This window comes from Bradyrhizobium sp. ISRA442 (genome assembly GCF_038085055.1).
In the GTDB taxonomy this organism is placed as follows: Bacteria; Pseudomonadota; Alphaproteobacteria; order Rhizobiales; family Xanthobacteraceae; genus Bradyrhizobium.
The window spans coordinates 1-22,750 of sequence record NZ_JALGCN010000043.1 but is presented as its reverse complement, the minus strand read 5'-3'; the positions used below and the strand labels follow the sequence as shown (position 1 = coordinate 22,750).

21 protein-coding genes and 6 pseudogenes are annotated in these 22,750 nt (G+C 59.9%); 13 read left to right on the top strand and 14 right to left on the bottom strand.

The window, feature by feature from the left end; translation table 11 throughout:
- Positions 1–188 precede the first annotated feature (188 nt).
- From MTR72_RS39575 to MTR72_RS39565, 3 genes are all read right to left on the bottom strand, one after another.
- Positions 189–584 (bottom strand): hypothetical protein, encoded by a 396-nt coding sequence (locus MTR72_RS39575; RefSeq protein WP_280968582.1) that lies wholly within the window; start codon positions 582–584, stop codon positions 189–191.
- A 124-nt stretch (positions 585–708) separates the two neighbouring features.
- Entirely contained in the window at positions 709–894 is a 186-nt protein-coding gene (locus tag MTR72_RS39570; protein WP_280968581.1) for a DUF3606 domain-containing protein, read from the bottom strand.
- Between the two features lie 246 nt (positions 895–1,140).
- On the bottom strand, positions 1,141–1,473 hold the full coding sequence (locus MTR72_RS39565) for a hypothetical protein (RefSeq protein WP_280968580.1): 333 nt from the start codon (positions 1,471–1,473) through the stop codon (positions 1,141–1,143).
- 631 nt (positions 1,474–2,104) lie between these two features.
- On the opposite strand from MTR72_RS39565, the gene MTR72_RS39560 reads away from it, so the two are divergent.
- Together MTR72_RS39560 and MTR72_RS39555 are read left to right on the top strand one after the other, a co-directional pair.
- A complete protein-coding gene (locus MTR72_RS39560) occupies positions 2,105–2,710 on the top strand; it encodes a hypothetical protein (protein ID WP_280968579.1) in 606 nt (201 codons plus the stop codon).
- Positions 2,711–3,688: 978 nt separating this feature from the next.
- Positions 3,689–5,359: an alpha-amylase family protein gene (locus tag MTR72_RS39555; protein ID WP_280968578.1), complete on the top strand. Its 1,671-nt coding sequence runs from the start codon at positions 3,689–3,691 to the stop codon at positions 5,357–5,359.
- Between the two features lie 255 nt (positions 5,360–5,614).
- Here the strand turns inward: MTR72_RS39555 and MTR72_RS39550 are convergent, their stop codons facing one another.
- From MTR72_RS39550 to MTR72_RS40665, 5 genes and pseudogenes are all read right to left on the bottom strand, one after another.
- Positions 5,615–6,220: a phosphatase PAP2 family protein gene (locus MTR72_RS39550; RefSeq protein WP_341512303.1), complete on the bottom strand. Its 606-nt coding sequence runs from the start codon at positions 6,218–6,220 to the stop codon at positions 5,615–5,617.
- 296 nt (positions 6,221–6,516) lie between these two features.
- Positions 6,517–7,425, bottom strand: coding sequence for a DUF6328 family protein (locus MTR72_RS39545; protein WP_280968577.1), 909 nt, complete (start codon positions 7,423–7,425; stop codon positions 6,517–6,519).
- Between the two features lie 379 nt (positions 7,426–7,804).
- Positions 7,805–8,011: pseudogene (locus MTR72_RS40675) on the bottom strand (glucan biosynthesis protein); the annotation flags it as partial.
- A gap of 125 nt (positions 8,012–8,136) precedes the next feature.
- Positions 8,137–8,415, bottom strand: a pseudogene (locus tag MTR72_RS40670) (glucan biosynthesis protein); the annotation flags it as partial.
- A complete protein-coding gene (locus MTR72_RS40665) occupies positions 8,367–8,624 on the bottom strand; it encodes a hypothetical protein (RefSeq protein WP_445819689.1) in 258 nt (85 codons plus the stop codon). The gene MTR72_RS40665 and the pseudogene MTR72_RS40670, both read right to left, overlap by 49 nt.
- A gap of 868 nt (positions 8,625–9,492) precedes the next feature.
- Between MTR72_RS40665 and MTR72_RS39535 the strand changes: the two genes are divergently transcribed.
- The 7 genes and pseudogenes from MTR72_RS39535 to MTR72_RS39510 all read left to right on the top strand — a co-directional run bounded on the left by MTR72_RS39535 (position 9,493) and on the right by MTR72_RS39510 (position 14,050).
- Positions 9,493–9,846 (top strand): hypothetical protein, encoded by a 354-nt coding sequence (locus MTR72_RS39535; RefSeq protein ID WP_280968576.1) that lies wholly within the window; start codon positions 9,493–9,495, stop codon positions 9,844–9,846.
- Positions 9,843–10,265 (top strand): phage holin family protein, encoded by a 423-nt coding sequence (locus MTR72_RS39530; RefSeq protein WP_280968575.1) that lies wholly within the window; start codon positions 9,843–9,845, stop codon positions 10,263–10,265. The genes MTR72_RS39535 and MTR72_RS39530 overlap by 4 nt, the downstream gene beginning before the upstream one ends.
- The gene (locus MTR72_RS39525) at positions 10,243–11,280 is read left to right on the top strand and encodes a DUF3618 domain-containing protein (RefSeq protein WP_280968574.1); all 1,038 of its coding nucleotides are present in this window, start codon (positions 10,243–10,245) and stop codon (positions 11,278–11,280) included. Before MTR72_RS39530 ends, MTR72_RS39525 begins: the two co-directional genes overlap by 23 nt.
- Positions 11,267–12,355, top strand: coding sequence for a YihY/virulence factor BrkB family protein (locus MTR72_RS39520; RefSeq protein WP_341512302.1), 1,089 nt, complete (start codon positions 11,267–11,269; stop codon positions 12,353–12,355). Before MTR72_RS39525 ends, MTR72_RS39520 begins: the two co-directional genes overlap by 14 nt.
- 420 nt (positions 12,356–12,775) lie before the next feature.
- Positions 12,776–12,883, top strand: a pseudogene (locus MTR72_RS40660) (hypothetical protein); the annotation flags it as partial.
- A gap of 78 nt (positions 12,884–12,961) precedes the next feature.
- Positions 12,962–13,370, top strand: a pseudogene (locus tag MTR72_RS39515) (divalent metal cation transporter); the annotation flags it as partial.
- A gap of 458 nt (positions 13,371–13,828) precedes the next feature.
- Entirely contained in the window at positions 13,829–14,050 is a 222-nt protein-coding gene (locus MTR72_RS39510; RefSeq protein ID WP_280970851.1) for a hypothetical protein, read from the top strand.
- Between the two features lie 160 nt (positions 14,051–14,210).
- On the opposite strand, the gene MTR72_RS39505 is transcribed toward MTR72_RS39510, so the two are convergent.
- A complete protein-coding gene (locus MTR72_RS39505) occupies positions 14,211–16,190 on the bottom strand; it encodes an AI-2E family transporter (RefSeq protein WP_341512301.1) in 1,980 nt (659 codons plus the stop codon).
- A 567-nt stretch (positions 16,191–16,757) separates the two neighbouring features.
- Positions 16,758–16,946 (bottom strand): hypothetical protein, encoded by a 189-nt coding sequence (locus MTR72_RS39500; RefSeq protein ID WP_280970850.1) that lies wholly within the window; start codon positions 16,944–16,946, stop codon positions 16,758–16,760.
- A gap of 629 nt (positions 16,947–17,575) precedes the next feature.
- Between MTR72_RS39500 and MTR72_RS39495 the strand changes: the two genes are divergently transcribed.
- The 4 genes from MTR72_RS39495 (at position 17,576) to MTR72_RS39480 (ending at position 20,685) form a co-directional block, all read left to right on the top strand.
- Positions 17,576–17,863, top strand: a complete 288-nt coding sequence (locus MTR72_RS39495) for a hypothetical protein (protein ID WP_280968571.1) — start codon at positions 17,576–17,578, stop codon at positions 17,861–17,863.
- A gap of 591 nt (positions 17,864–18,454) precedes the next feature.
- Positions 18,455–18,757, top strand: coding sequence for a plasmid stabilization protein (locus MTR72_RS39490; RefSeq protein WP_280968570.1), 303 nt, complete (start codon positions 18,455–18,457; stop codon positions 18,755–18,757).
- Between the two features lie 279 nt (positions 18,758–19,036).
- Entirely contained in the window at positions 19,037–19,582 is a 546-nt protein-coding gene (locus MTR72_RS39485; protein ID WP_280971320.1) for a 3-keto-disaccharide hydrolase, read from the top strand.
- Positions 19,583–19,743: 161 nt separating this feature from the next.
- On the top strand, positions 19,744–20,685 hold the full coding sequence (locus MTR72_RS39480; protein WP_341512300.1) for a complex I NDUFA9 subunit family protein: 942 nt from the start codon (positions 19,744–19,746) through the stop codon (positions 20,683–20,685).
- A 257-nt stretch (positions 20,686–20,942) separates the two neighbouring features.
- Here the strand turns inward: MTR72_RS39480 and MTR72_RS39475 are convergent.
- From MTR72_RS39475 to MTR72_RS39460, 4 genes and pseudogenes are all read right to left on the bottom strand, one after another.
- Positions 20,943–21,798, bottom strand: a pseudogene (locus MTR72_RS39475) (SDR family oxidoreductase).
- A gap of 20 nt (positions 21,799–21,818) precedes the next feature.
- Positions 21,819–22,217 (bottom strand): hypothetical protein, encoded by a 399-nt coding sequence (locus MTR72_RS39470; protein ID WP_280968566.1) that lies wholly within the window; start codon positions 22,215–22,217, stop codon positions 21,819–21,821.
- 14 nt (positions 22,218–22,231) lie between these two features.
- Positions 22,232–22,453, bottom strand: coding sequence for a hypothetical protein (locus tag MTR72_RS39465; protein WP_280968565.1), 222 nt, complete (start codon positions 22,451–22,453; stop codon positions 22,232–22,234).
- Between the two features lie 111 nt (positions 22,454–22,564).
- Positions 22,565–22,750 (bottom strand): annotated as a pseudogene (locus tag MTR72_RS39460) (ROK family protein); the annotation flags it as partial.

Below are 22,750 nucleotides of genomic sequence, written 5' to 3'. Positions count from 1 at the left end.
TTCGGCCGCGGGCCAGCGGTCGCTGCGCCCGTCGTTGTCTGCGACCGGCTGGTGTCGGTGCGCCTTTCCGCGTTTCCATGCCGCCCTTCTCGCGGCTTTCGGTGGCGGTGCCGCCGCTCTTCTCGCGTGTTTCACCGACGGTGCCGCCCTTCTCGCGACCCTCGGTCTTCATGTCCTTGCCCTTGGTCTCATGCTCGGTACGCTCTTGGACTTCTGACCCGGGGCAGTGTCTTGCGCACTCTTGCCGCTGGCGCTCGGCTGTCCCTTCTCGCGTTCCTCGCCTTCATGTTATCGGATTCCGGCCCCTTCGTGTCCGGCTGTCCTTTCTTGGATTCCGCGCCTTTCATCTTGTCGGATTCCGCACCCTTCATGCCGGATGCTTCACCCTTGATGGGATGCTCAGTACCCTTCATGCTGCCGCTATCACGGTCCATGGCGCCGGACGAAGCGCCCCCGGAGGGTGTGCTGTGCTGTGTCGTGGCGCCGGGCTGCTCCTTGCTGATGCCGGCGACTTGCGCCTTCGCAAGGCCCGTTCCGGCAAACAGGGCTGCAGCCGCGACTGTAATCAACAGGCGGTTGGTCATCTGATTGACTCCTCAGTCCGCGCTGCCCGCGTCGAAAAGAGGAGAGAGATTTCCTCGTGCCGTCAGCTTTGTCGTGGTAGACCCGACACGGCGGTCGTAGCCGGTTGATCCAGCCTGCAGCGCTTCAACGCCCGAGCCGCTTCTCGACTCGCTTCCGACTACTGCCAACCTTCTTGACCGCCTTCTTCACCGCTGCCCCGGACTTGCGAGTTTTCTTCGCTTCGTACCGAACCTCATAGTCCTCTCTCCCCGCTACTAGCGCACGGTCCTGGTTGCGCCCTCGGATCGTCTGCTTTTCCGATCGTGCCATGTCGAACTCCTCCCTCCGTTGCGTAACGCGACATCAGTCCACAATGTGGCCGATAGGAACGTTATCTGCGGCTCGGCCTTGCAAGCCCATGATAGTTCTCTAGCCAGGACCGCTCCGCGAACGGCGGCTCCTACGGCTCCTTGGTCGAGACGGCGAGCTTGTACTTAGCCTCGTAGCGACCCGCTCTGCTTCAAGACTTTGGTGCGGGGCCACGGTAGATCGGCAATTGGCTGATGAAGGGCGGCTCTAACGGCGCTTCTCACCGGTAACGGCATCCACAGCTGAGTTGGTGCCGTTGTGGTCACTCGTTATTCCGTTATGTTCGGAATGAGAGGGCGCGCGGCCTACCGTTCCAGAACTCTCGGCCACATACTCCGCCCAGAGCTGCAGCATCATTTTCTTCACCTCGTCGGCGTCATAAGCGTCCATGTCGCCCTGCGGAGCGCACAGGCGGCCTTGGCGAAACGTTCCCGTGTACCTGTTAATTGGGCTTGGCACGAAGCGCGAGTCGGTGGGCTTATGTAGAATGCCGTCCGGCGTTATGTTGAACTGATCGCGCCTAACCAGAATGTGCGTCATCTTTCGAGCGGATGCTCCCACGGCGATGGAGGCCGTTGTTGTCTCCCTCTAACATTTCCTTCGCGAGAATAACTTCTTTCTCTCGAAAATGTTCTGAGAAACACGGCGAGCGGACGCGGGCCAGCGAAATGGAATTCAGCAATCTCTACCCCGCATCAAAATCGGGTAGAAGTCGGCCTGCTCCCGACGGACGCCACATTGCGGCGAGCACGCATCAGGCGCTTTTTCAAGCTCGTCGAGATCGGCTGCCGGCAGATTGCAACTGACAGATTACGCGCCGCGAAAGACGAACTCAACCATCGAGCGGTCGATCTGCGCTGATCGCCCTCTTTGCTTTGGGATTGCCGGTCTACCTCGGCACACTACGGGCTATACTTGGTCCCATGCGAGGGCCGATCTTGGCACGGTCTCTCCCATCCACCGTTAACGCCAGAATAGCGCGAGCAGAAGGATGACCGGAAGAGGAATACCCAGCAACCACAATAGAACGCCTCTGCCAAATGTCATGGCGTCTAGCCTCCTATAGCCTTTCTACGAACCAAAACCCAGAAGCCACCGAGGGTTCCTACAGCAGGAACGGAAGATTTGACGGCGCGTTGCAACAGCGATGTAAGTCATGGAGGAGCTCGCTATGGCCTCTCGTACAGTACCCAACGTGTTCTTCGGTTGGACATGGTCGGCCGTACTGGCCGGCGTGTTTACTTCGTTGGTGGTCCAAATTTTGCTGACGATGCTCGGCTTTGGCATTGGTCTGCTCGCGATCGACATTCCCACGGCTTCCTCGGCGCCCGCTGGTGCAGGCTGGGCCGCCTTCGTGTGGTGGGCGGTGTCGGGGATCATCGCCGCATTCATTGGTGGCGCCGTCGCCGCAGCTAATTCGCCAGACCAGACGGGCCTCGGTCGGGTCGGACATGCATTGGCCGCTTGGGCAGTCGCGACCGTCGTCGTGGCGGCCGCGGCAGCCATGATGCCAGCCTCAGCTACCAGCATTGCCAGCAACCTGGTTGGCCCGTCAAATGCAGCGAGCGCCCGCGTCGCGTACTGGTCGAACAATACGGGGCGCGAGACCGTCGGATCGACGACGAGACCTGTAACGCCCGCCCAGATTGATGAAGCCCGCAAACATTTCGCATATGTGATGTTTGCAAGCTTCTGCGCGCTTCTTCTTGGTGCAGGAGCGGCCTATGCCGCCGGAATGGCGACCACGAGCCAAGCTGTCAAGGAAACGGTACGGTGACGGACGGTAACAACGTAGCGCATGGCCGCTGCGCCCGGTCTGCTTTTCTTGGATTTGCCATGGTGCCCTCTTTGCCTTGGCGCAACGCGACGGGGATCTACCAGTCTCATTGATAAATTGGTTGACTACCTCTTGAACCTTCCTAGTCAGACCGAATTTTAATAATGGAGCAGGTTCATGAATGGGAATTTGTCCATGAGGCGCCGGTTCAAACCAAAAGCTTCACTTAGGGCTCGGCTTGCCCAAGAAGCACGTCAGTTGCGCGACGAAGCCGAGACCCATCCACCAGGACACAAGCGAGACAGTCTGCTTAGGAAAGCCTCCCAGAATGAAAATACGTCTTGCCTGGCCGACTGGCTGCTCACTGGGTCTAAAGCCTCCCCCCTCGGATAAAGGTGCCGCTTTCCTGGTCGCTTTCGCACGCAGGCTCACTCGAAGTGTAGAGCTCCGATCTTTTCGCAAGTTGGAATAGCCACTCGATCGTAAGCCGCGGGCGTCGGGCAAAGGGGGCCGCCGCCACGCTGGGCGCAATGCGCATCAGATCATCTCAATAGGAAACGAAGTTTCGATTTTCGCATTGCGTGAATGCCGATTCCCCCGCCGTTTGCCGGCATGCTGTCTGCGCGAGCAGCCGGTCTTTCTTGGTCTCATAGCGGACTTCGTAGCTGCCGGCGCCGAGGGCGCGGGTCTTGTTTGCGGCCTCGGCTAGGTTGCTCCTTCGCTTTGAGAACGCGCCGCTTGACCTATCGCGCTGCGGCCCCACCAGAGCGTGGCCTGGCTCGCCGGGCGGAGGCTGGGACTCCCGAAGCAATAATCCTAGCAAAGCGCAACCCTCTTAGACATCGTCAAGTGGATTGGCTTTTCCAGATTTGCAGCCGGCCATAAGGCCGTCTCAGTCGGCGGCCGCCATGGCCCGGAACCCTATCTTCCTTTTTCCGCTTATTCTTGAGCGCCACGAGCCGATGAGAGCTACTCACCATGATCGACGACCTCTGGTACAAGAACGGCGTTTTCTATTGCCTTTCCGTCGGCACCTATATGGATGCCAATGGCGACGGCGTCGGCGATTTCAAGGGTCTGTTGCGACGGCTAGATTATCTGCACGGGCTAGGCATCACCGCAATCTGGCTGATGCCATTCCAACCTTCGCCCGGCCGAGACGACGGCTACGACATCTCGGACTACTACGGCGTCGATCCGCGCTACGGTACGCTCGGCGACTTCGTCGAGTTCACCCATGGCTGCCGGCAACGCGGCATCCGCGTCATCATCGATCTTGTTGTCAACCACACGTCCGATCAACATTCATGGTTTCACGAGGCGCGGCATCACAAGCATTCGCCCTATCGCGACTGGTACATCTGGTCCGACAAGAAACCTGCAAATGCTGGCAAGGGCATGGTGTTTCCCGGCGTGCAGAAATCAACCTGGACGCGCGATAAGGAAGCTGGCGCCTGGTACTTCCACCGCTTCTACGATTTCCAGCCCGATCTCAACACCTCGAACCCGTATGTGCAGGCCGAGATCCTAAAGATCATGGGCTTCTGGATTCAGCTTGGCGTCTCCGGCTTCCGCATGGACGCCGTTCCGTTCGTGATCGCGACCAAAGGACCAAAGGTGCGAAAACCCGTCGAGCAGTATGACATGCTGCGCGCGTTCCGCGAATTCCTGCAATGGCGGCAGGGAAACGCCATCATCCTTGCGGAAGCCAATGTGCTGCCGAAAACCGACATGGAATATTTCGGACGCGACGGCGACCGCATGCACATGATGTTCAATTTTCACGTCAACCAGCATCTATTCTACGCACTGGCGTCCGCGGATAGCGGCCCGCTGGCTAAGGCGCTGGCTGCGACCAAGCCTCGGCCCGCGACCGCGCAATGGGGGCTGTTCCTGCGCAACCATGACGAACTCGATCTGGGACGGCTGACCAAAGCGCAGCGCGACGCCGTGTTCAAGGCGTTCGGCCCCGACAAGAGCATGCAGCTTTACGACCGCGGCATCCGGCGCCGGCTCGCGCCAATGCTCGGCGGCGACCGGCGGAGGCTGGAGCTTGCCTACAGCCTGATGTGCACGCTGCCGGGGACGCCGGTGATCCGCTACGGCGACGAGCTCGCGATGGGAGACAATCTCGACCTGCCTCAGCGCGGCTGCGCCCGCACCCCGATGCAATGGTCGACCGAACCACATGCCGGCTTCACCGAAAGCGACCGGCCGTGCGTGCCTGTCATCGATACTGGCCCCTACGGCTACGGGCACGTCAATGCCGCCAAGCAACGCCGCGACCCCAACTCGATGCTGAACTGGATGGAGCGCATCATCCGGATGCGCAAGGAAGTCCCAGAGGTCGGTTGGGGCGATTTCAAGGTGATCGCGACGCGCGATTCTTCCGTGCTGGTGATCCGCTATGACTGGCGCAACAACTCGGTGCTATTCGTGCATAACCTCGACGAGACACCGCGCGAAATCTCTTTTTCGACCGGGCTTGCCCGCCACACCGGAAAACTCTTGGTCAATCTTCTGGCCGAGGACCACAGCCAAGCCGATGGGCACGGGCGTCACCGGCTCGTCCTCGAACCCTACGGCTACCGCTGGTTCCGTGTCGGAGGCTTGGACTATCTGCTGAAGCGCAGTGATATCGACAAGTAGAAGACCATGAGCAGGTCGAGCGATTCCGCGTGAGCATCATGGTCTCACGATCTCCAAAGATGCGAAAACGCGGCATCGGCCGGATGGCGCCGAGGAAGCAAGGCCTGAGCGAAAAAGATGATTCGTGCGTTCCAGGCCGAGAAGGAGGCGCGACACCGTGCAGATGTTACAGCTGCGCAGGGGTATCCTTTCACCAAGCGCGCCCTCAAAGGAGGATCCGCGAGATGCTGGCTGCGGGAGACGTAGCGGTCGGCGCTACTTGAACTGCGCCTGTTGCGGTAATCTAAAGCGATGCTGCTGGGTTTGGCGGCCTGCGCCGTAGCCGGTCCAGAACCGCAGCAATCGTTCGGTGAGCGCGCCGATGGCAAGGCCGGTCACGACGTCGCTCATCCAATGTGCGAGCAGTACGACGCGCGTAAGCACAAGTCCGACGCCACCTGCCCAGACCAGATTGCGTTTGGCAGGCGGCAGCACGGTCGCAGCCGAGGCCAAAGCACCGACGTGGACGGCGTGGCCGGAGGGAAAAGCATCCAAGCGCTTGCCGGAGACCGGCACGCCGTGAAGGTGGCCGCGGACCATCACGCGATCGGGCCGTTCCTGATCGAAGATGGTTTTCAACAGATGGGGAATGATGGTCGCGGAAATGGTGACCAGCAGGATGTGGTCGCTGTCGCTGCGGGTGCGCGAGTCCTTGGTTCGACAATACAGCCACCAACCTGTCGCAAGCGCACAGAGGACATGTTCGTCGGCGCCATAAGTGAGGGCTTGCGCAACCGCTTCGGCCTTTGGGTTGGTGTGTTCCGAGACGGCATGTGCGATTTCAATGTCTGCCCGGGTCGGCTGCACCCGATACAGTGCCATCAGCAACACTCCTTCGACGAACAATAAACCTTGAATGAGCGGCGATCGTTCCAGCGTTTCGAACCTGCCAGCCTGCTGTTTGGCGATTGCCTGATCGCGACAAGAGACAAGCCCATGAACACATCGACCCTAGTGACGGCGTTGGCCATCGCCCTCACCTCCACTTTGCACAATGACGCGCCATCGCTGTTCGAGCGCGACGTAAGGTGACAACGAAGGAATGGGCCGGTAAGAGGTTGCGCACGCTGGAGCATCCCCTCGTGATGGTTCCAGGCGATGGACAAGAACTGGAAGCATCAAGTCTTCCGCATCGCGCCGGTCCATCGCACCGCCAGGGGTAGGGCGTACCAGAAGCCGATCAACACGGCGAAGCTCGCCGCCGCATAAGCTACGCTGGCGAACTTGTCCTCGGTGATCTTGCCGAGCACGACATAGCTTTCCGCGGCGATGCCGGCCGCCAGGAACAATGGTGCCGTCGCCACGAAAGCTGATGCGGCGCGAAGAAAGCTTTCGGAGTCCGCGCCGTCGAAGGAGAGGCGATGCAACGCCGCCGGCGTCATCAACAGTATGACGTTGAGAGCGACAAAGCCGAGCGCGATCGCGTGCACGATCTTTGCGCCCTGCGGAAGCTCGGCAAATCCTGCGGTTAGCATGGCAATGAACTGAAACCCGAACAGCGCCTGTGCCCCGGGGATGATGACCCGTGCTTCGGTCAGGACCTGCTCGACCTTGGTGGCGAGCGGTGTATTCGCTTTCACCTCTGGCATGGCGACCTTCTCCTGATGCAACATCTCTAACCCGAACCAGGCGAACGCCGAGATCAGCGTCAGCGCAGCGCCGCACATGATACCGGTGAGCCAGCCAAAATGCTGCTCGAGCACCACATAGCCGGCAAGACCGAGGCTGAGCGAAAACGGCATCAGCCCGGAGGTCGCGTAGAATGATGTCGCGCGAACGAGCCGTTTCGACGATGAACCCTTTTCTACGAACCGATGCTCCATGGATGGGATAATCAGCAGTCCTAGCGATAAGGTCTGCATTGCAAGACCTGCGGCGCAAATGGCTTTCGAGGTTGACGATAGCTGCGGAAAGCCGTTCTGGAAGAAGGCCTGGAACTGAACTCCGAGCAGAACCTGGATGCCAAGAATGAGCAGGCGAGTTTCGTCGAGTGCCGTTTTGACCTTGCGATCCAGCTCTTCCGACATCGATGTCGAGCTCCTCCCATCCGAGCCTGAAACCCGATCTCCGGCTGTAATGTTGATAACGCTATATGTCACACAACGTTCATCCGTGACCGTCCCCGAATTCGCCGATCCCGATTACGAAATCTAGGTTGATGGGTTGACCGCGCGCGAGGCCATTCTAGCGGGGCAGCGCCGCCACGACGATGCAGCGAAATACAGCCCATTCTCGTCATCAATGTCTCTGCGCACAGCGCTCGCCCCGGCGAGATCGAAAAATTGGCGGTTGGTCAAGCTCGCCGATCCCTATTCCGCGGCATCGGGCCGGGCGACGTTTCGGGTTCAATGTTCGCGGCGACAGCGTCGGCGCGGAGACGAGGCGCCGCTCGTGACCAATATGTCGCTAAGATCTGCGGGCCGCATCGGCCGACGGGCCGTATCGGTTACATGGAGCCTTGCGCCAGCACTCATCAGGCGCTGGATCAGGACGATGCGTCCTGGCAGGAAAGGATTGAACGTGCGCTGCCCTTGGCAGCGCCGGCTTCGGACGCCAGAACGCTGCGATGTTGTCGTGAATCTCTTCTTTGCTCGGGATCTCGAAGAGCATGACACCGCCCTCTCCTCAGTCTCCGATCGGCTCGAACCAGAGGCTCGGCCACCGTTTAAAGGCTCGCGCGACAGGCCGTAGATCTCGTTTCTGGCCACGGCGCGGAAGTAACTGGCGCCGAGAAATACGCAGACCTCATCGTAGTAGCCTGGCCGGTTGAGCGGCGCGTGAATGCGAAAACCGGCAAAGCCCAGATTTGCGTCGGCAACCTGGCCGATCTTTTCCCCAAACCTGAAATCGTCGCGCCGGTACCGGATCGGAACGCACGTCAGTTGGCGCCCCTCATAGAGCACGACCTTTTTCTTGTAGAAGAAACCGCGGTGGAAGAACTGCGCTCGAACGGCAGTTTCTCGCTGCGCTAGAGGGCACGCTCTGGCTGGAAGCGGATTGAGCGTGGCTGAAGACATCGATTGCGATCAGTACCGTCCGGCAATTTCTCGTCGGCTGCTTCGAAGGACTTCGCGGACAGATTGCGTGCGAGCTCTCGCACATATAGGAAGCGCTGAAGGGCACCTCCGCCGGAGTTGTTGCGGCACGTTGCTGCGGTGCGGAAAGCGGCCGTCAGCGGCAGCAGCACCGAAGCCTCCAGGAATTTGCGGCGATCGAAGCTCTTCACTCGGTTCGGCTCCAAGACCGACGAAGCAATCGTGCTGCGATGACCGAATTCCAGAATGTTCGATTACTCAGGCCCGAACGCTGGGCTGACAGGAATGGCGGCTCGTGGCTTCGGTGGCCAAAATGAAGCGCGCGGGATCGGTGCAGCGGCAATAAGGGCGGTGCGCCGTATGAGGCATGAGCCACCCCATCTCGATAGGTCTGAGTGGCCCGATAGCGCCTCGGGGACCAACCCGTAGTACGGACGCGGGCGCTATGCTTCCAGGTCGGCCTCGCGCGCCGCAAGCCACCCGACCGCGATGCCATAGTCTGGATCAGCAAAGCCTGCTCCGCGCCTTGCGCGAATGGCTATAGACGTCCCACGTCGCAGCGACGACGGCATCAGCCCGCGCCCCAACGGAGCAAATATCGGATCGACGAACTGGTCTTAAATCGATGCTCGAATTCCTCACGCGATAAGTTCGATGGAGGGCATTCCGTTGCGGATGTCCGATTTCGCCATGCCGTTCGGTTTGGGCGCAAGGTGCGCGTTATGACGGCCGGCGAAACCGCGGCTTCGGATCTGCTAGACCGGTCGACGTTGACGCCGACCGGCATTGCCTCTGATTCAAACTGTTGCGCTCCGCACCGATGCCAATCCGCTACTTTCGCAGCGAGGCCCAATCGATGGCACGGTGGCCGGACCATCCGGCACCGGCATCACTTCCGTACGCCCTCAGGCTGTGAGTTACGTACGATTTCTAGCCGTTTTCCTTCGATCCAGGAACATCGATCGTCCAATCATGTTGGATTCTGCGGAAGCGGAAATGGGACCATGCGACCGGAGCCGTGCCGCCAAGGTGCGACTGCGTAAGAGGGATTTCTCGAACATGCAAGACCCGATCACCCAAGCAGAAGAAAAAACAGAACGACTAGCAGAGCGGCAAAAACAGGCCGGTGCAAACCAGATCGACCAAGTGGCGCAGGCCGTCCACGGGGCCGCGGACGAACTTCAACAGCAAATGCCCAAGGCCGCCGAATTCGCGCACGCGGCCGCTTCCCGTATCGAAGAAGGAGCGGATGCGCTTCGCGATCGCAGCCTGCGGGACCTTATGAGCACATTCAACGATCTCGGACGCAAGGAGCCGCTGGCCCTCTTCGGAGGCGCGGCACTCGCCGGATTTGCGATCTCCCGGTTTCTCAAGAGTTCTCCGGACAAAAAGCGCGGGGAAAGCACGCCATGACCCCCACACAGCCACGCTCCGTGCCCGAGATCATCAGTGATCTCTTCTCCCAACTCACAGTTCTCTTGCGCAAGGAAGCGCAGCTTGCGCGCGTGGAGGTCTCCGAGAATATGGCCGGCATCGGCAGAGGCCTCGGATTGATCGTCGGCGGCGCGGTGCTGCTGATACCCGCTCTCGTCATCCTGCTCCAGGCTGGCGTTGCGGCTCTCACGGAGCGCTACGGGATGGCCAACTACTGGTCAGCGCTGCTGGTCGGCGGGGTCGTCCTGATAGTCGGAATCATCCTTCTTCTGGTCGGCGTCAGCCACCTCAAGATCGAAAACATCAAGCCCAGCAAAACCATCCACCAGCTCCAGCGGGACGCCTCGGTGGCGAAGGAACAAGTGAGCCAGGACCATGAGTCACGCCGAGCAGCTTGAACGAGAGGCCGAACAGACACGTGCGCAGATTGCGAGCACGCTGGACGAATTGCGCGCCTGCGTGACGCCCGGGCACGTCGTCGATCAATTGGCAAACAGGATGAGCGAAGGTGCCGCCGCGGCGTTCGCCCGCAATCTGAAGGACCAGGCCGTCCGCAATCCGATGCCGCTTGCCCTTATGGGAGCAAGCCTGGCCTGGCTGATGCTGAGTGGCAGGTCAACCGAGGGGGGCATTCGCCGCGCGGGCGAGCGTCTTCGCGACGACGCCAGCGATACCGCTGAGAGCATGCGTGACGCGGCCGATCAGGTCGGCAAGGCGGCGGCAGATAAAAGCAGGGAATGGAGCGATCAGGCCTCTAGGGTCGGAAGCGATACCGCCGAAAGCATGAGCTCGACCGTGGAGGATGCCAAACGAGCGGTCTCCCAGGCGGGAGACCGGCTGCGTGACACGGCAGGTTCAATGACGGATTCCGCTCAGAAGACCGCCTCCGAGACCGGCGAAGCAGTGCGGGACACGGCTGGGTCGGCGAAGGATTCCGTACAACGGAGTACAGCGGCCAGCTATGAGGCACTCACGGACACAGCGCGGCGGACGGCATCTTCGATTACGAAATCAACCAAAGTCGCCGGGCAACGAACGCTGCAGACGGGCAACACTTTCCTCGACTTCTGCCGCGAACAGCCAATGCTCCTGACCGGGCTGGGGATCGCGGTCGGGGCGCTGGTGGGAGCTTTGCTGCCGGCGACTGAAGCTGAAAATCGTCTCATGGGAGAGACAAGCGACAGCCTCAAGGAACGCGCCCAGGATCTGGCATCGGACCAGGTCGAGGATGCCAAGAAGGTTGGCGAGCGCGCGCTCGATGCGGCGGCGGACGAGACCTTGCATCAAGCGGCCAAAGAGGAAGGCGCGGCTCAAGAGGCGACCGCTAACGACGCCACCTTGGTGCCTCGCTCAGAGACGTCCGAACGTGAGACGCGAGGACAGCCGTGGACCGCTGACAATGCACCGCTCTGAGCAGAGCGGCCAGCGCGACCCACTGTGGGCCGCCGCCGCCACGCTAACTCTACTCGCCGCTGGCTTTCGTCCGCGGAAATTCTCGGGGCCGACGGCCGAAGTCAAGACCAGAGAGCCAAAATCGGATGAAGGCCGCGGACGTCTGGCGACCACGCCCTCCGAGATTCCGGCGCGTGGCTGGAACGACATCTTACTGCGGGTCTATCAGAACATCTCTGAGCACCGCGTCGTGGCTCTGGCTGCCGGAATCACTTTCTACACTCTGCTCGCGATCTTCCCAGCGATTGCCGCTCTCGTCGCCATCTACGGAGTGTTCGCAGATCCTGGCACGCTGACGGGGCATCTGGAGCAATTATCGGGTCTCCTGCCGGGAGGCGCCATCGACGTCGCCCGTGATCAGTTGATGCGAGTAGCTTCCCAGCGCGGCAGCACGCTCGGCGTTACGTTCATCGTCGGCTTGGCCGTTTCCCTGTGGAGTGCTAACGCGGCCATCAAATCAATCTTCGATACGCTCAACATCGTCTACGCCGAACGCGAAAAGCGCAGTTTCGTCAAGCTCAATGTCATCTCGCTCTCCTTCACCGTCGCGGGGATCGCCTTCGCGCTGACCGCGATTGGCGCGATGGTCGCGCTCCCGCCGGCGCTCAAATATCTGGGCTTGTCGGATCTGACCGAGTTGCTGGTGCGGGTCTGTAGGTGGCCAGCTCTGTTCGCCGTGGTCGCGCTGGGACTGGCGTTCGTCTATCGATACGGGGCTTCTCGCGAGAGGCCGAAATGGCGCTGGATCACCTGGGGAAGCGCGTTCGCCGCGCTCGGTTGGCTCGTCGCGTCGGTCCTGTTCTCGTGGTACGCGGAGAATTTCGGGAGCTTCAACAAGACTTATGGATCGCTCGGCGCCGTGATCGGCTTCATGATGTGGATCTGGCTCTCGGCGATCGTGATTCTGGTCGGCGCTGAAATCGATGCCGAGATGGAGCATCAGACGGCGCGAGACACGACAACGGGCCAACCCAAGCCCCTTGGGGCTCGGCAAGCCACGATGGCTGATACCATCGGGCTCGCGCACGATCGATAACCCCAACCAGCGGGGACTTCGAGCCGCTGTTTAGTGCCCGAGACGCCGAGACCGGCTTACTTTGGCAACTGCATACGCCCGATCCAATCCACCTGGTTATCCGAAACGCGGTTTCGATCTGCCGCGGTTTTTGCTCGATCAATTCGTTGTTGTTCTTGGCTCGTCTTCCTCGGTCGCTCCTTCAGCCTCGCTTTTTCGGATAAGCGTTCATCGAACGCATGAGGGCTTGATCGCTACGGTGCATCGGTCGGTCCGATTGTCGGACGAGAGCGCGCTGTTGCTTCCTAGCCAGCGGCGTCCGGGATTTCCATTGCCGGTGATACAGGGGTTCACGAATAGACGGCAGGCGGTTTTGGAACTTAGCTTGATACTACTCAGTCCGCGCCTCTCGATCAGGAGATTTCGGCACGCATCGGACGCGTGACCGGTCACGGAATCGCTGGCAATGTCAGCCGCAACTTCGGTCCCTTCTACATCTGGAGCTTGGTGCTCCTGCTTTTCGTCGCCAAGACCGTCAACTTCGCCGCCGACCTGGGCGCAATGGCGGACAGTCTGAAGCTTCTCATCGGTGGGCCCAGTATCGCCTGTAGTGCTGTTCGGCGCGATATGTTCGCGCTGGGGATCATTGGCACCGGACTACTCGCCATCCCTGTCCTTGCGGGGATCGACCGCCTACGCCATCGGCGAAGGGCGCCGCTGGAAGGAAGTTCTATCGCATAAGCCCACGAAAGCAATTGCGTTCTATGCGGTGCTCAGCCTCCCCGGTCTATGTGTCATAGGTCTGAACTTCACCCCGATTGATCCGATCAAAGCGCTCTACTGGAGTGCGGTCGTCAACGGCGTCCTCGCAGCACCTGTGATGGTCATTCTGATGGTGCTGGTGCGACGGCCCAAAGTCATGGGCGAGCTGGTCGTGACCGGCCCACTCTACTGGTTTGGCTGGGCTTCGACAGCCGCGATGGCCGTTTGCATCGTCCGCATGGTCGCCACGACGTTCATGGGTTTATCTTCCTAGGATTTCCAGTGTCATTCTTCTACATCGGCTTTCTCCTCGCGCGGCCGAATGCGGCCGCTGCGAGAACCGGGTGATGGCGACCGTCGTCGGCTCCAGCACCGCGATTGAGTTCTCGCAGACCCCGTCGAGGACTGCGCACAAGAGCGCAGTGGTGACGCGTTCGCCAGCGTGAGGCTTTGGAGTGCTCACTGTGTCTTCCGGCATAATTCACCTCCTCGGCGCCACGAAGCGCTCAGTGAGATTTTCGATGCGGTCCTGACTGGCGCGCTGGCTCAGCAACTCGCGGCGACGGTTTCTCACTTTTCCGCCAAAGTCGGCTCCGCGATCGGGGTCATTAAGAGCGTCGCCCTTTGGGCTGATCACCAACATTCCCGACGATCTTCTTCAGTTGAAACTCCGCGACTTCGGCCGGATACTGGATCGGATCCTTGGCCAGCAGCATTCCGAGGAGGACGATCATCGCAATCCAGATCGTGATGGACCGTACCGGCGACAGCCGTCACCTTTTCGATCCGGGCGACGAACGAGAGTTGGCGAAGGCGGAGCGGCGGTTCTACGAGCTCACCAATGCCGGCTTCACCGCGGCGGTCCGAACGGGTCCGGGTCAGGTCTCGCAGATCCTGTCGTTCGATCCAAACGCGGAGGAAACCGTGTTCTTCCCCAGTCTGGTCGGCGGGTGATCGGTCTGCGCCATGTTCGGCTTCGGGCCGTCTCGCCCGCGTGAAAGCTCGCGCATGGAGAGCCATCCGGGCTCTCCTCAGCGACACAGCGCCGAGAAAACTCCGGAGGGCCGCTCGCTGCGGCTCTTGCGAGAACGCGCGTTGAGGGTAAGAGGCGTCCTTAATTGCGCCTCCTTCTCCTACCTGCAGATCGCGGTGCTCGAGACCGGTGAGCTTCGGTTCGTTTTGCTTCTCCTTCGGGTGCGGCGGTCGAGCGGTGTGCTGCTTCGATGCAAAGCTCTACCGCCTTGCGGAGCGACTTCGCAAAGAAATCCGCGCCGATCGTCTCGTCATCCAGACTGTCTTCATCCTCCGAGTCTTTGGTCGACCTCCATAGGCCGACAAGGAGCGTGGCGTGTGGCATTTTGCGCCGCAGACGCCGAAGAAGGAAGCGTAGATGCACCGGACTTCCGCTTCCAAGGCAAGATACGCACACCATCCCTATGTTGGCTGTATCAAGCCCAAAGATGTTGGAAGCCGAGGTAGCCGTCGAAGGCTCGATGCGGGCGCCGATGCCATGTTTTTCGAGAAGTTGCGCAATCATGTTCGCCGTCGCTTCGTCAAGGGGATCTCGCGCGCCGATGCACAATACAGGCTTTCTCTCTCGCCAATCGGATCTTGACGTTCCAGTGGGTACAACGGGCGGCGATAGATCGGGATTGTCGACCACCTCGATTTCAAGTGTGTTGGAGTCATGGAGGTCCTTGTTGCTTTTGACAGGTGGAGCGCAGTCATCGTGATCGGAAAGATCGTCGATAACGCCCTCGACAGTTTCCTTAATCCGGTGCAGGCGCTCCAGGTCCAGAGCGCCGCGTCGCGCGTCGGCCCGCGCCAGCAGTAACCCAGGGATTGCAATCTCGTCGTAGTAGGCGCAGAGGGATTTCTCCTTCATAAACTTCTCGGCTTGGTCCGCGGCCTCGTCGGGATCGCCGGCCAACATACGTTGAAAAAAATTCTGTTCTGGCGTGAGGGCCGGCTGGTCACCGAGGATCACATCCAAGAACTCCAATCGCTCGACGTGACGGCCCAATACCACCAGACACACAGTCAGGGGTGTCGAAAGCAAAAGTCCAATTGGCCCCCATAACCAGGTCCAGAAGGCTGCAGCCACCACGACAGCTACCGGCGAGAGCCCTGTGTTGTGGCCATACAGCATGGGTTCCACAATTTGGCTGAGGATCGGTTCTACGATCACGAACAATGCCACCGTCCATAAGAGCATGGACCACCCTGGATCAACCGCTATGGCAAGCGCCGCAGGAACTGCGGCGGCGATGAATGCGCCGATATAAGGAACGAAGCGCATTAGAGCTGCGAAGATGCCCCACAACACTGGGTTGGGAATGCCGATCACTGCAAGACTGATCCCGATGACAATCCCGAACGTTGCATTGATGCAGGTTTGCGTCAGGAAATACCGGCTCAGTCGCCGACCGGCGTCGTCGATTGCTTCGGACGTGCGCCCCAAATCATGCGCGCCCGCTAGTCGGACAAAACGTCCCCGTAGATCCTCACGAAAAAGCAGCATAAAAATCACGAAAACGATAACAATGCCCGTCGTCGCCAGAGGCGCCAACAGCGGCCCGACGATTGTTTGCACGACATCGAACGGTTTAGGCGGCGGCTGTTGGATTTCCACTGGGATTGGCTTAGCCTGGGGTTCTCCTGCAGCAGTTGGGGCGGATTCAGGAGAACTTGCATTCTTCCGTCCTTGCTCCTGCGGCTTGGAGATTTCCTGGCGCAGATCTCCGAGCATATCCTTTAGCCGATTGAAGATTCCCGGACTGAGCGCAACGTCTTGGACCGAATGAATCTTATCGCTGATCGTCAGCTGATAGCGGGGCAGGTTCTCGGCGAGTTGTGCGACCTGCTGGGTCATAATGGCGCTGAGCCCGAAAATCAGCAGAAATGCGAGCGCCACCGCAGCAAGAACTGAGCCCACGTGGCCGGCATATAAGCGACGAAAAAGCCGAACGACCGGAGCGAGCACGAAGCTCAACAGCAGCGCAAGGACAACCGGCACGAAGAGCTCACGCCCGAAATACAGCAGGGCCACAAGAGCCAGGCCGATGAAGAGATTGCTCGCGACTACCGCAGGCAAGAGAGAGCTCGCGATGTTACTTCCAGGCAAGGTCCACAGGCGGGATGGGCCCGGCATATCTCAAAGACTCGGTTTCGGTTCTGCTCAGCTCACCCCTAATTACGGCCGGATGTTGCCTTTTGTTCCTCAGCCGCGATCGGCGCCTCCCATACGGTGAAGAAGAACTCGTTGGCAGGAACCGTGGCTCAGACATTGGTTTTCTCGAATGCGCAGTTTGTCACATGGTCTGCAGGCTGCGCCCAGGCGAACATCTACCGGTCGTTTCCAATTGGATGAATCAATAGTACTCGTTCAAGGATGTGACGGGCCGGCCGCCCAATTGAGGCGTGTTCTCACGTGATAAGAGCAAAGAATGACGCCTCGGCCGCAGGAGTTGCTAGAGTTGGAATCTACAAATCGGCAGCGCGAGACGGCAAATTCATGATGTCTTCAAGATTGCTCTCCAACGGTGAGCGCTCCGGCGCAATGTCGAGGAGCTCGAACAGTTCTTCCGTCCGACGAACGCGCTCGAAGACAAGGAGCTTGAATTCCTGTGGTGGCGCGGCGCCGGAGCCGCCGAAAAGGCCATCAAGCAGCTATCAATTGCGACGGGTGGCTAGAGCTTCCGCCAAAAGGATCCACGCGACGTTCCAATCTGCTTGCTATCGAAGATGCGATCGTTGCGCTCCTCCTTGCCTTGCACTTCTGGAGGATTTCGAGGATTCCGATCGGCCGGCATCGGAGCACGACGCCCGGATACGTCTGGGATACGTGGATGATGAGGACGTCCAGCGCGTCCCCATCTTCGGCTTGTGTCGAGGGGATGAAGCCCCACCATTAGGGGCTTCGCAAGCGTAAAGGCCTTCAGCTCCGCGCTTCGATCACGGCGTAGATGTTTTTCTCGTCGGCCCATGTCGGGAGCTTGCTCAGGTTCGTCATGGGGCTGCAGGCGCTGCGTTGTCTGGCCTTTGAAACGGCAACGTGAATCGTTTGTTCCTCGCCTTCGCGCCGCGCCAGCGTTACCCGCGCCGACGCGCAATAGCTCCATAGGGCTACTTGGGAGGCTCGACCGTGGTCTTTATCGATCCGTCCGGCGCCGGCTGCATCCCTGGCGGGCTTTGCCCTTGGGGACTTTCGGGAGGCGCACCACCTGAACCGGTGTCGGCAGGCCCTGTCCATTCCTGCGGCTGCAACTGACCTTTGTCTTCGGGCACCGAACGCCCGGTCGGCGCGCTAAGGTCGTCCGCCGGCCTGGCAGGCTGTGCAATCGCCAATCCACCGGACAGCACAAGACGCATCGACGCCAGTCGGACGCGCACAGAACATCCCGTCGATCCTACGATTCCTGTTCATCGGAACCGAATTGCTGATTCCTTCGTTCAAGAACGACTTACAGGAGGACTTTAATGGCAAGAGCATCATGGAAGCGGCCCGGCTCGCCGATCGGCAAGAAGGGCCCGCGCAAGGCAAATCCCTCATACAAGCGTCGTAAGCGTGAACTGTGGTCGAGCGCAGATGTGAAAATGCTCAAGCAGCTCGCGAAGGGCAACACGCCGGCCGGAGTCATGAGCGTCAAACTTCAACGTCCCGTCGCGGCTATCCGCAGCAAGGCGCAGCGCGAAGGGATTTCCCTGAAGCCCATCAACCGTTCACCCTACAACCGGCGCGCAACGAAGAGGCGTTCGCGTCGCTAAGGGGCAGGCTCGCCTCTCGATGAGCTGACGCCAAGATCGCATCCTCCGTGCTGACAATTACGTGGCATCCCGCGCTGTACTGACGGCCCATTGGATCTTGGGTTCAAGCCAGCTGCGGATGTTTTCACAAACCCAGCCGGTGCCGAAGCAGATAGGGCAATTCTTGTTCATCTAGAGGTTATCGGGGGTGCGGTCTGACCCAATGTTGGCGTACGGTAAAGCCGGCTGTTATTGCCAAGCCCAGTTGCAAACATCGGCCTCAGCCACGCCGCCATACTGACTTTCATTTGCAGGATTAAGATTCACGTAAATGGATGCGGCTGGTTCGCCCAAGGTGGAATAGGAACAATTGGTGAATTCCATCGTTCTTTGCGCGAGAAGACGGCCATGAGCACCAAGGAAAGCGCTACCAATAGTCAAAAGGACCCGGTCAGGGACGAGCCGATGACCGCTCAGGCGTCCTATGTGCAGACCCTGTCAGAACAAGCACACTAACCCTTCACGCGCCGCAAGGACCTCACCAAGGCGATTGCGCAAGAGGGCGGGCGAATAGGAGCAGGAGAACGCGATACTTATCAAGGGAGACCGTGAATGCCACGCGGAGACAAGCGAAGCTACACCGACAAGCAAAAGCGACAGGCCGAACACATTGAGGAAGGCTACGAAAACCGAGGTGTTCCTGACAAGGAAGCCGAACGACGGGCCTGGGCGACCGTAAACAAAGAAACCCACGGCGGCAAAAAGCGCGGGTCCGGCAGAGACACCGAAGAAGACCGTTCATCGTCCCGCAAGGGCGGCAGTCTTGGCGGAAAAGCGGTCGCCAGCCGCCCAGCCGCTGAACGTTCAAGGTCAGCCAAGAAGGCTGCTCAAACCCGCAAGCGCCGTGCGGCGTAAAGGAGGCACAATGCCGACATGTGAAACCTGCGGCAATGACTATGACAAAGCTTTTCAGGTGCTGATGAACGGCAGGCGCACACGTACGACAGCTTTGAGTGCGCAATTCATGCCTTGGCGCCGACGTGCAAGCATTGCGGAACGCGCATCGCGGACGCGGCTTGGAAACGAACGGCACCTACTATTGCGACCACTGCGCCCAAAAGGAAGGCGTGACCGACCTCCGCGATCGTGTTGTAGGAATTCCGGCGACAAGCGCGGTAGGCTGAGCTGACACGGATGCTGCCGTCGCTATGCGATCTTGATGGTTGGCGTATGGCCGGGCTCGGCGGATTTCGCCAGCTCTCGGATGGCATCATCGAGAGTTATGGCGGGCCTGGCCTTTTCTGGTATGCGCACGAAGCCTTCGAAGACTTCGTCCTTACGATCGAGTGGCGGATCGCGCGCCCGGAAGACAATTCCGGAGTATTCCTTCGAGCCCCGCCGCTGGGCACCACTCAGCAGCCAGCGATTGAGCGCGGCTACGAAGTGCAAATCGACGACCGGGGACTTGATCCGGATGCCAACGTTCTCGGCAGTGCACTTCATCTGACGGGGGCGATCTATCGGCTGGCTCCGGCCGTCCGTCGCCTCTCAAGGCCGGTCGGCGAGTGGAATGAATTTGAGATCACCGCACACGGGCAAATGCTAGCGGTCAGGCTTAACAGCGAACACGTCTCCTTGCTTGGAAATGCGTCACGTGAGCCGCGCGGTCATATTGGACTGCAAAATCATCATGAGGGCTCCGCGGTCCAGTTCCGCAACTTGCGCATCGCGCTCCTGTAAAGCCCTCGCCAAGCCGCTGCCGAGCGAACTAATTTGAAGGAGAGATGGTCCAAAGATACGCAGACCTATAGACGTCCAGTCGCTAGAACAGACGATCGGCGAGCCTGGCGTTCTCCGCTGGCCGTGTCTTGCTTGAGACAGTTTCAGACATGAGTTGCGCCATGGCGGCCGCAAATCATCGCCTTGTTACGGTGTTCGGTGGAACCGGGTTTCTCGGGCGCCGCGTAGTTCGATGCCTTCTCCAGGCGCCTGAGTTTTCAGTTCGGATCGCATCACGACATCCGGAACGAGGCAGACAGCTTTTTGGTTATGACGACCCGCGCCTTCAATCTGTGCAAGTCGATCTACACGACGAGGGGTCGATCGCCGCTGCTCTTGATGGCGTATACGGCGCCATCAATGCGGTCAGTCTCTATGTTGAACATGGGCAGGAGACGTTTCACGCCGTGCATGTGGAATCCGCCCGGCGACTGGCGGGCCAAGCACATCGAGCCGGCGTCAAGCGGCTCATCCACGTTTCCGGAATCGGCTCTGACGTCACTTCGCCGTCCCTCTATATTCGCAAGCGTGGCGAAGGCGAGGCGGCAGTCCGCGCAATATTTTCTGAGGCCACGCTGGTTCGACCGGCGGTAATGTTCGGTCCGGATGACGCGTTTCTCACCACCATCCTCAAACTGCTGCGCCAATATCCGATCTATCCGATGTTCGGCCGCGGATTGACGAGATTGCAGCCGGCCTATGTTGACGATGTGGCCGACGCGATCACAAGAGCGCTTCTGAAGACCGAAATGAATGCAATCACGTATGAATGTGCCGGTCCCCGCATCTACACATACGAAGAGCTTCTCAGAACCATCGCCCACGCAGCCGGCCGCAGACCCATGCTCGTTCCCGTGCCGTTTGCTGCTTGGCACCTAGCGGGATGGCTTTCGGAGCTGTTTCCACGGCCACCCATCACACGGAATCAGGTGGAGTTGATGCAGATCGACAACGTAGCGTCGGTGGGGATGCCAGGTTTTTCCGAGCTTGAAATCCCGCCGCAATCAGTCGAACAAATTATACCGACCATGTTGCGGGAAACTATTGGGCGAACCGTCTCTTGAACGGAGGCGGTCAGGTACCGTTCTGCGTCCTGCAATTACTCTGCGCTTGGCGCCGGGTAGCCGGGAGTATGGATGGCGATCCGCTGATGGCTTCTTCATAAGCGCTCAAAATCTGCCCGGCAGGATTTTATGGTGAGCCGATAAACCAGGAAGCTAGAAGACCAGTCCGTGACGGTTGTCGGTTTCAATGGCGGGCTTCGCATCACCGGCGCGCTGGATGCTACGCCACGCTAAGCTTCCGTCTCGTCGCCCTCCGATCAGATGAAAGGTTTCCCGCCTGTTACAGCGAGGGTCGCACCAGACGTATAGCTCGAGAGCGGATCGGCCAGCATGACATAGGCGGTTGCGAGCTCAGCTGGCTGCCCGGCTCGTTTCATCGGCACCTGCTTGCCGAAGTTCATTACCGTGTCCGACGGCATGGTCGACGGGATCAGCGGCGTCCAGATCGGGCCCGGCGCGACGGCATTAACGCGTATGCCCTTTTCGGCAAGCATCTGGGCAAGACCGCCCGTGAAATTCTGGATCGCACCCTTGGTGGTCGCATAGGCCAGCAGGATGGGGTTTGGCATGTCGGCATTCACCGAAGCGGTGTTGATGATGGCGGCCCCCGACTTCATATGCGCAACGGCCGCCTTGGCGAGATAGAACATCGCATGGATGTTGACCTCGAACGTGCTCTGCCATTCGTCATCACTGATATCCGCGATATCCTTAAACGTGGCCTGGTGGGCCGCATTGTTGACGAGGATATCGATCCCGCCGAGCTCATCGACGGCACGCTTGATGACGGCGCGGCAGTAATCTGGCTTTCGCAGGTCTCCGGGAAACAAGAACCTTGCGGCCTTCCTGCTCGACGAGAGCCTTCACCTCCTCTGCATCTTGATGTTCGTCGAGATAAGAAATGAGCACGTCGGCCCCCTCACGGGCATATGCAATTGCCACCGCTCGCCCGATGCCGCTGTCTCCTCCGGTAATGACGGCCTTCTTGCCTGCAAGACGGCCCGATCCATTGTAGCTCTCCTCGCCATGGTCCGGACGTGGCTTCATCGCCGACGTCGAGCCGGGCATCGGTTGCTGTTGGCTGGGATAAGGCGGGCGCGGATAATCGAGCATGGCATTTCTCCCTATGATCATCAGTTAAACGGCATCCGTGGCGGAAACTCGTTGGCCACCGCGAGCGCGGCATTCTCGTTGGTTTCCAGCGCAATTTTCTGCGCGAGCATCACGTCGCCGGGCACCAGGCGCGCTGAAGGCACGAAGCACCAACCCACCCTCGGCGTTCCGGCCCCGTCGAGCTCGTGGACGTTCGCGGCCGTCCCATAGTTGATGCGGTACCGCTTGCCGGTATCGCAGCCGACCACATCGAAATACCGATATTCGTCGAACTGCGCGAGTTGAGCCGGTGACAGCCACGCGCGCAGCAGATGGCGGCCGCGGGCCTCTGGCGAGTTTTCTCCGATGACGCTGGCATAGAGCTCGCGGAGCGTTTGCAGCCGCGAACCCGCCCGGCGTCGAGCACCGAGCAGAATCATGGCCCAGCGCTCACCTAGCCGCCGACGAGACGCGGGTAGAATAACGTCTCCTGGACTGTCGGATCGAACGCCCGCACTATGGCAACTTCGCCGGGCCTCGTCCGCGTTGCCGCAGTGAATCCCTTGCCGGTCAATTTCTTGAAGCGCTGCTCCGCCTTGGCCAATGCTTCCGGATTTGCCGCATCAAATGCGTGCGGCGTGTCACCGCTATGGTCCAAAACGATCTGCGTAGGCATGGATGCTCCTCCTATGCTCCGCAATGCTTGAAGCAAACAGGCGGCGGGGCGCGACGTTCCTCCATCTCCGATATTCTTGCTGTGTCGGCCTACACCGAAAGAGGGTTAGGCTCAGCGTTCGCCCTTGCCGTTGCGGTTGGTGAAGCGGGCATTGCCGAGGCCGGTGCCGATCGTCAGCACGCCCCAACGTTTCACGTCCTGCATGAACGGGACCTCGTACAGGCCCTGCACCACGCCGTCGTTATGCATGACGATCGTTGTGTCGTGTTCTCCGATCTGAGGGATGGCTTCGACCAA

Excerpts from the sequence above, each read along its gene's own strand:
- MTR72_RS39575 (WP_280968582.1), bottom strand. The coding sequence starts at position 584 with ATGACCAACCGCCTGTTGATTACAGTCGCGGCTGCAGCCCTGTTTGCC.
- MTR72_RS39570 (WP_280968581.1), bottom strand. The coding sequence starts at position 894 with ATGGCACGATCGGAAAAGCAGACGATCCGAGGGCGCAACCAGGACCGT.
- MTR72_RS39565 (WP_280968580.1), bottom strand. The coding sequence starts at position 1,473 with ATGACGCACATTCTGGTTAGGCGCGATCAGTTCAACATAACGCCGGAC.
- MTR72_RS39560 (WP_280968579.1), top strand. The coding sequence starts at position 2,105 with ATGGCCTCTCGTACAGTACCCAACGTGTTCTTCGGTTGGACATGGTCG.
- MTR72_RS39555 (WP_280968578.1), top strand. The coding sequence starts at position 3,689 with ATGATCGACGACCTCTGGTACAAGAACGGCGTTTTCTATTGCCTTTCC.
- MTR72_RS39550 (WP_341512303.1), bottom strand. The coding sequence starts at position 6,220 with ATGGCACTGTATCGGGTGCAGCCGACCCGGGCAGACATTGAAATCGCA.
- MTR72_RS39545 (WP_280968577.1), bottom strand. The coding sequence starts at position 7,425 with ATGTCGGAAGAGCTGGATCGCAAGGTCAAAACGGCACTCGACGAAACT.
- MTR72_RS39535 (WP_280968576.1), top strand. The coding sequence starts at position 9,493 with ATGCAAGACCCGATCACCCAAGCAGAAGAAAAAACAGAACGACTAGCA.
- MTR72_RS39530 (WP_280968575.1), top strand. The coding sequence starts at position 9,843 with ATGACCCCCACACAGCCACGCTCCGTGCCCGAGATCATCAGTGATCTC.
- MTR72_RS39525 (WP_280968574.1), top strand. The coding sequence starts at position 10,243 with ATGAGTCACGCCGAGCAGCTTGAACGAGAGGCCGAACAGACACGTGCG.
- MTR72_RS39520 (WP_341512302.1), top strand. The coding sequence starts at position 11,267 with ATGCACCGCTCTGAGCAGAGCGGCCAGCGCGACCCACTGTGGGCCGCC.
- MTR72_RS39495 (WP_280968571.1), top strand. The coding sequence starts at position 17,576 with ATGGCAAGAGCATCATGGAAGCGGCCCGGCTCGCCGATCGGCAAGAAG.
- MTR72_RS39490 (WP_280968570.1), top strand. The coding sequence starts at position 18,455 with ATGCCACGCGGAGACAAGCGAAGCTACACCGACAAGCAAAAGCGACAG.
- MTR72_RS39485 (WP_280971320.1), top strand. The coding sequence starts at position 19,037 with ATGCTGCCGTCGCTATGCGATCTTGATGGTTGGCGTATGGCCGGGCTC.
- MTR72_RS39480 (WP_341512300.1), top strand. The coding sequence starts at position 19,744 with ATGGCGGCCGCAAATCATCGCCTTGTTACGGTGTTCGGTGGAACCGGG.
- MTR72_RS39470 (WP_280968566.1), bottom strand. The coding sequence starts at position 22,217 with ATGATTCTGCTCGGTGCTCGACGCCGGGCGGGTTCGCGGCTGCAAACG.
- MTR72_RS39465 (WP_280968565.1), bottom strand. The coding sequence starts at position 22,453 with ATGCCTACGCAGATCGTTTTGGACCATAGCGGTGACACGCCGCACGCA.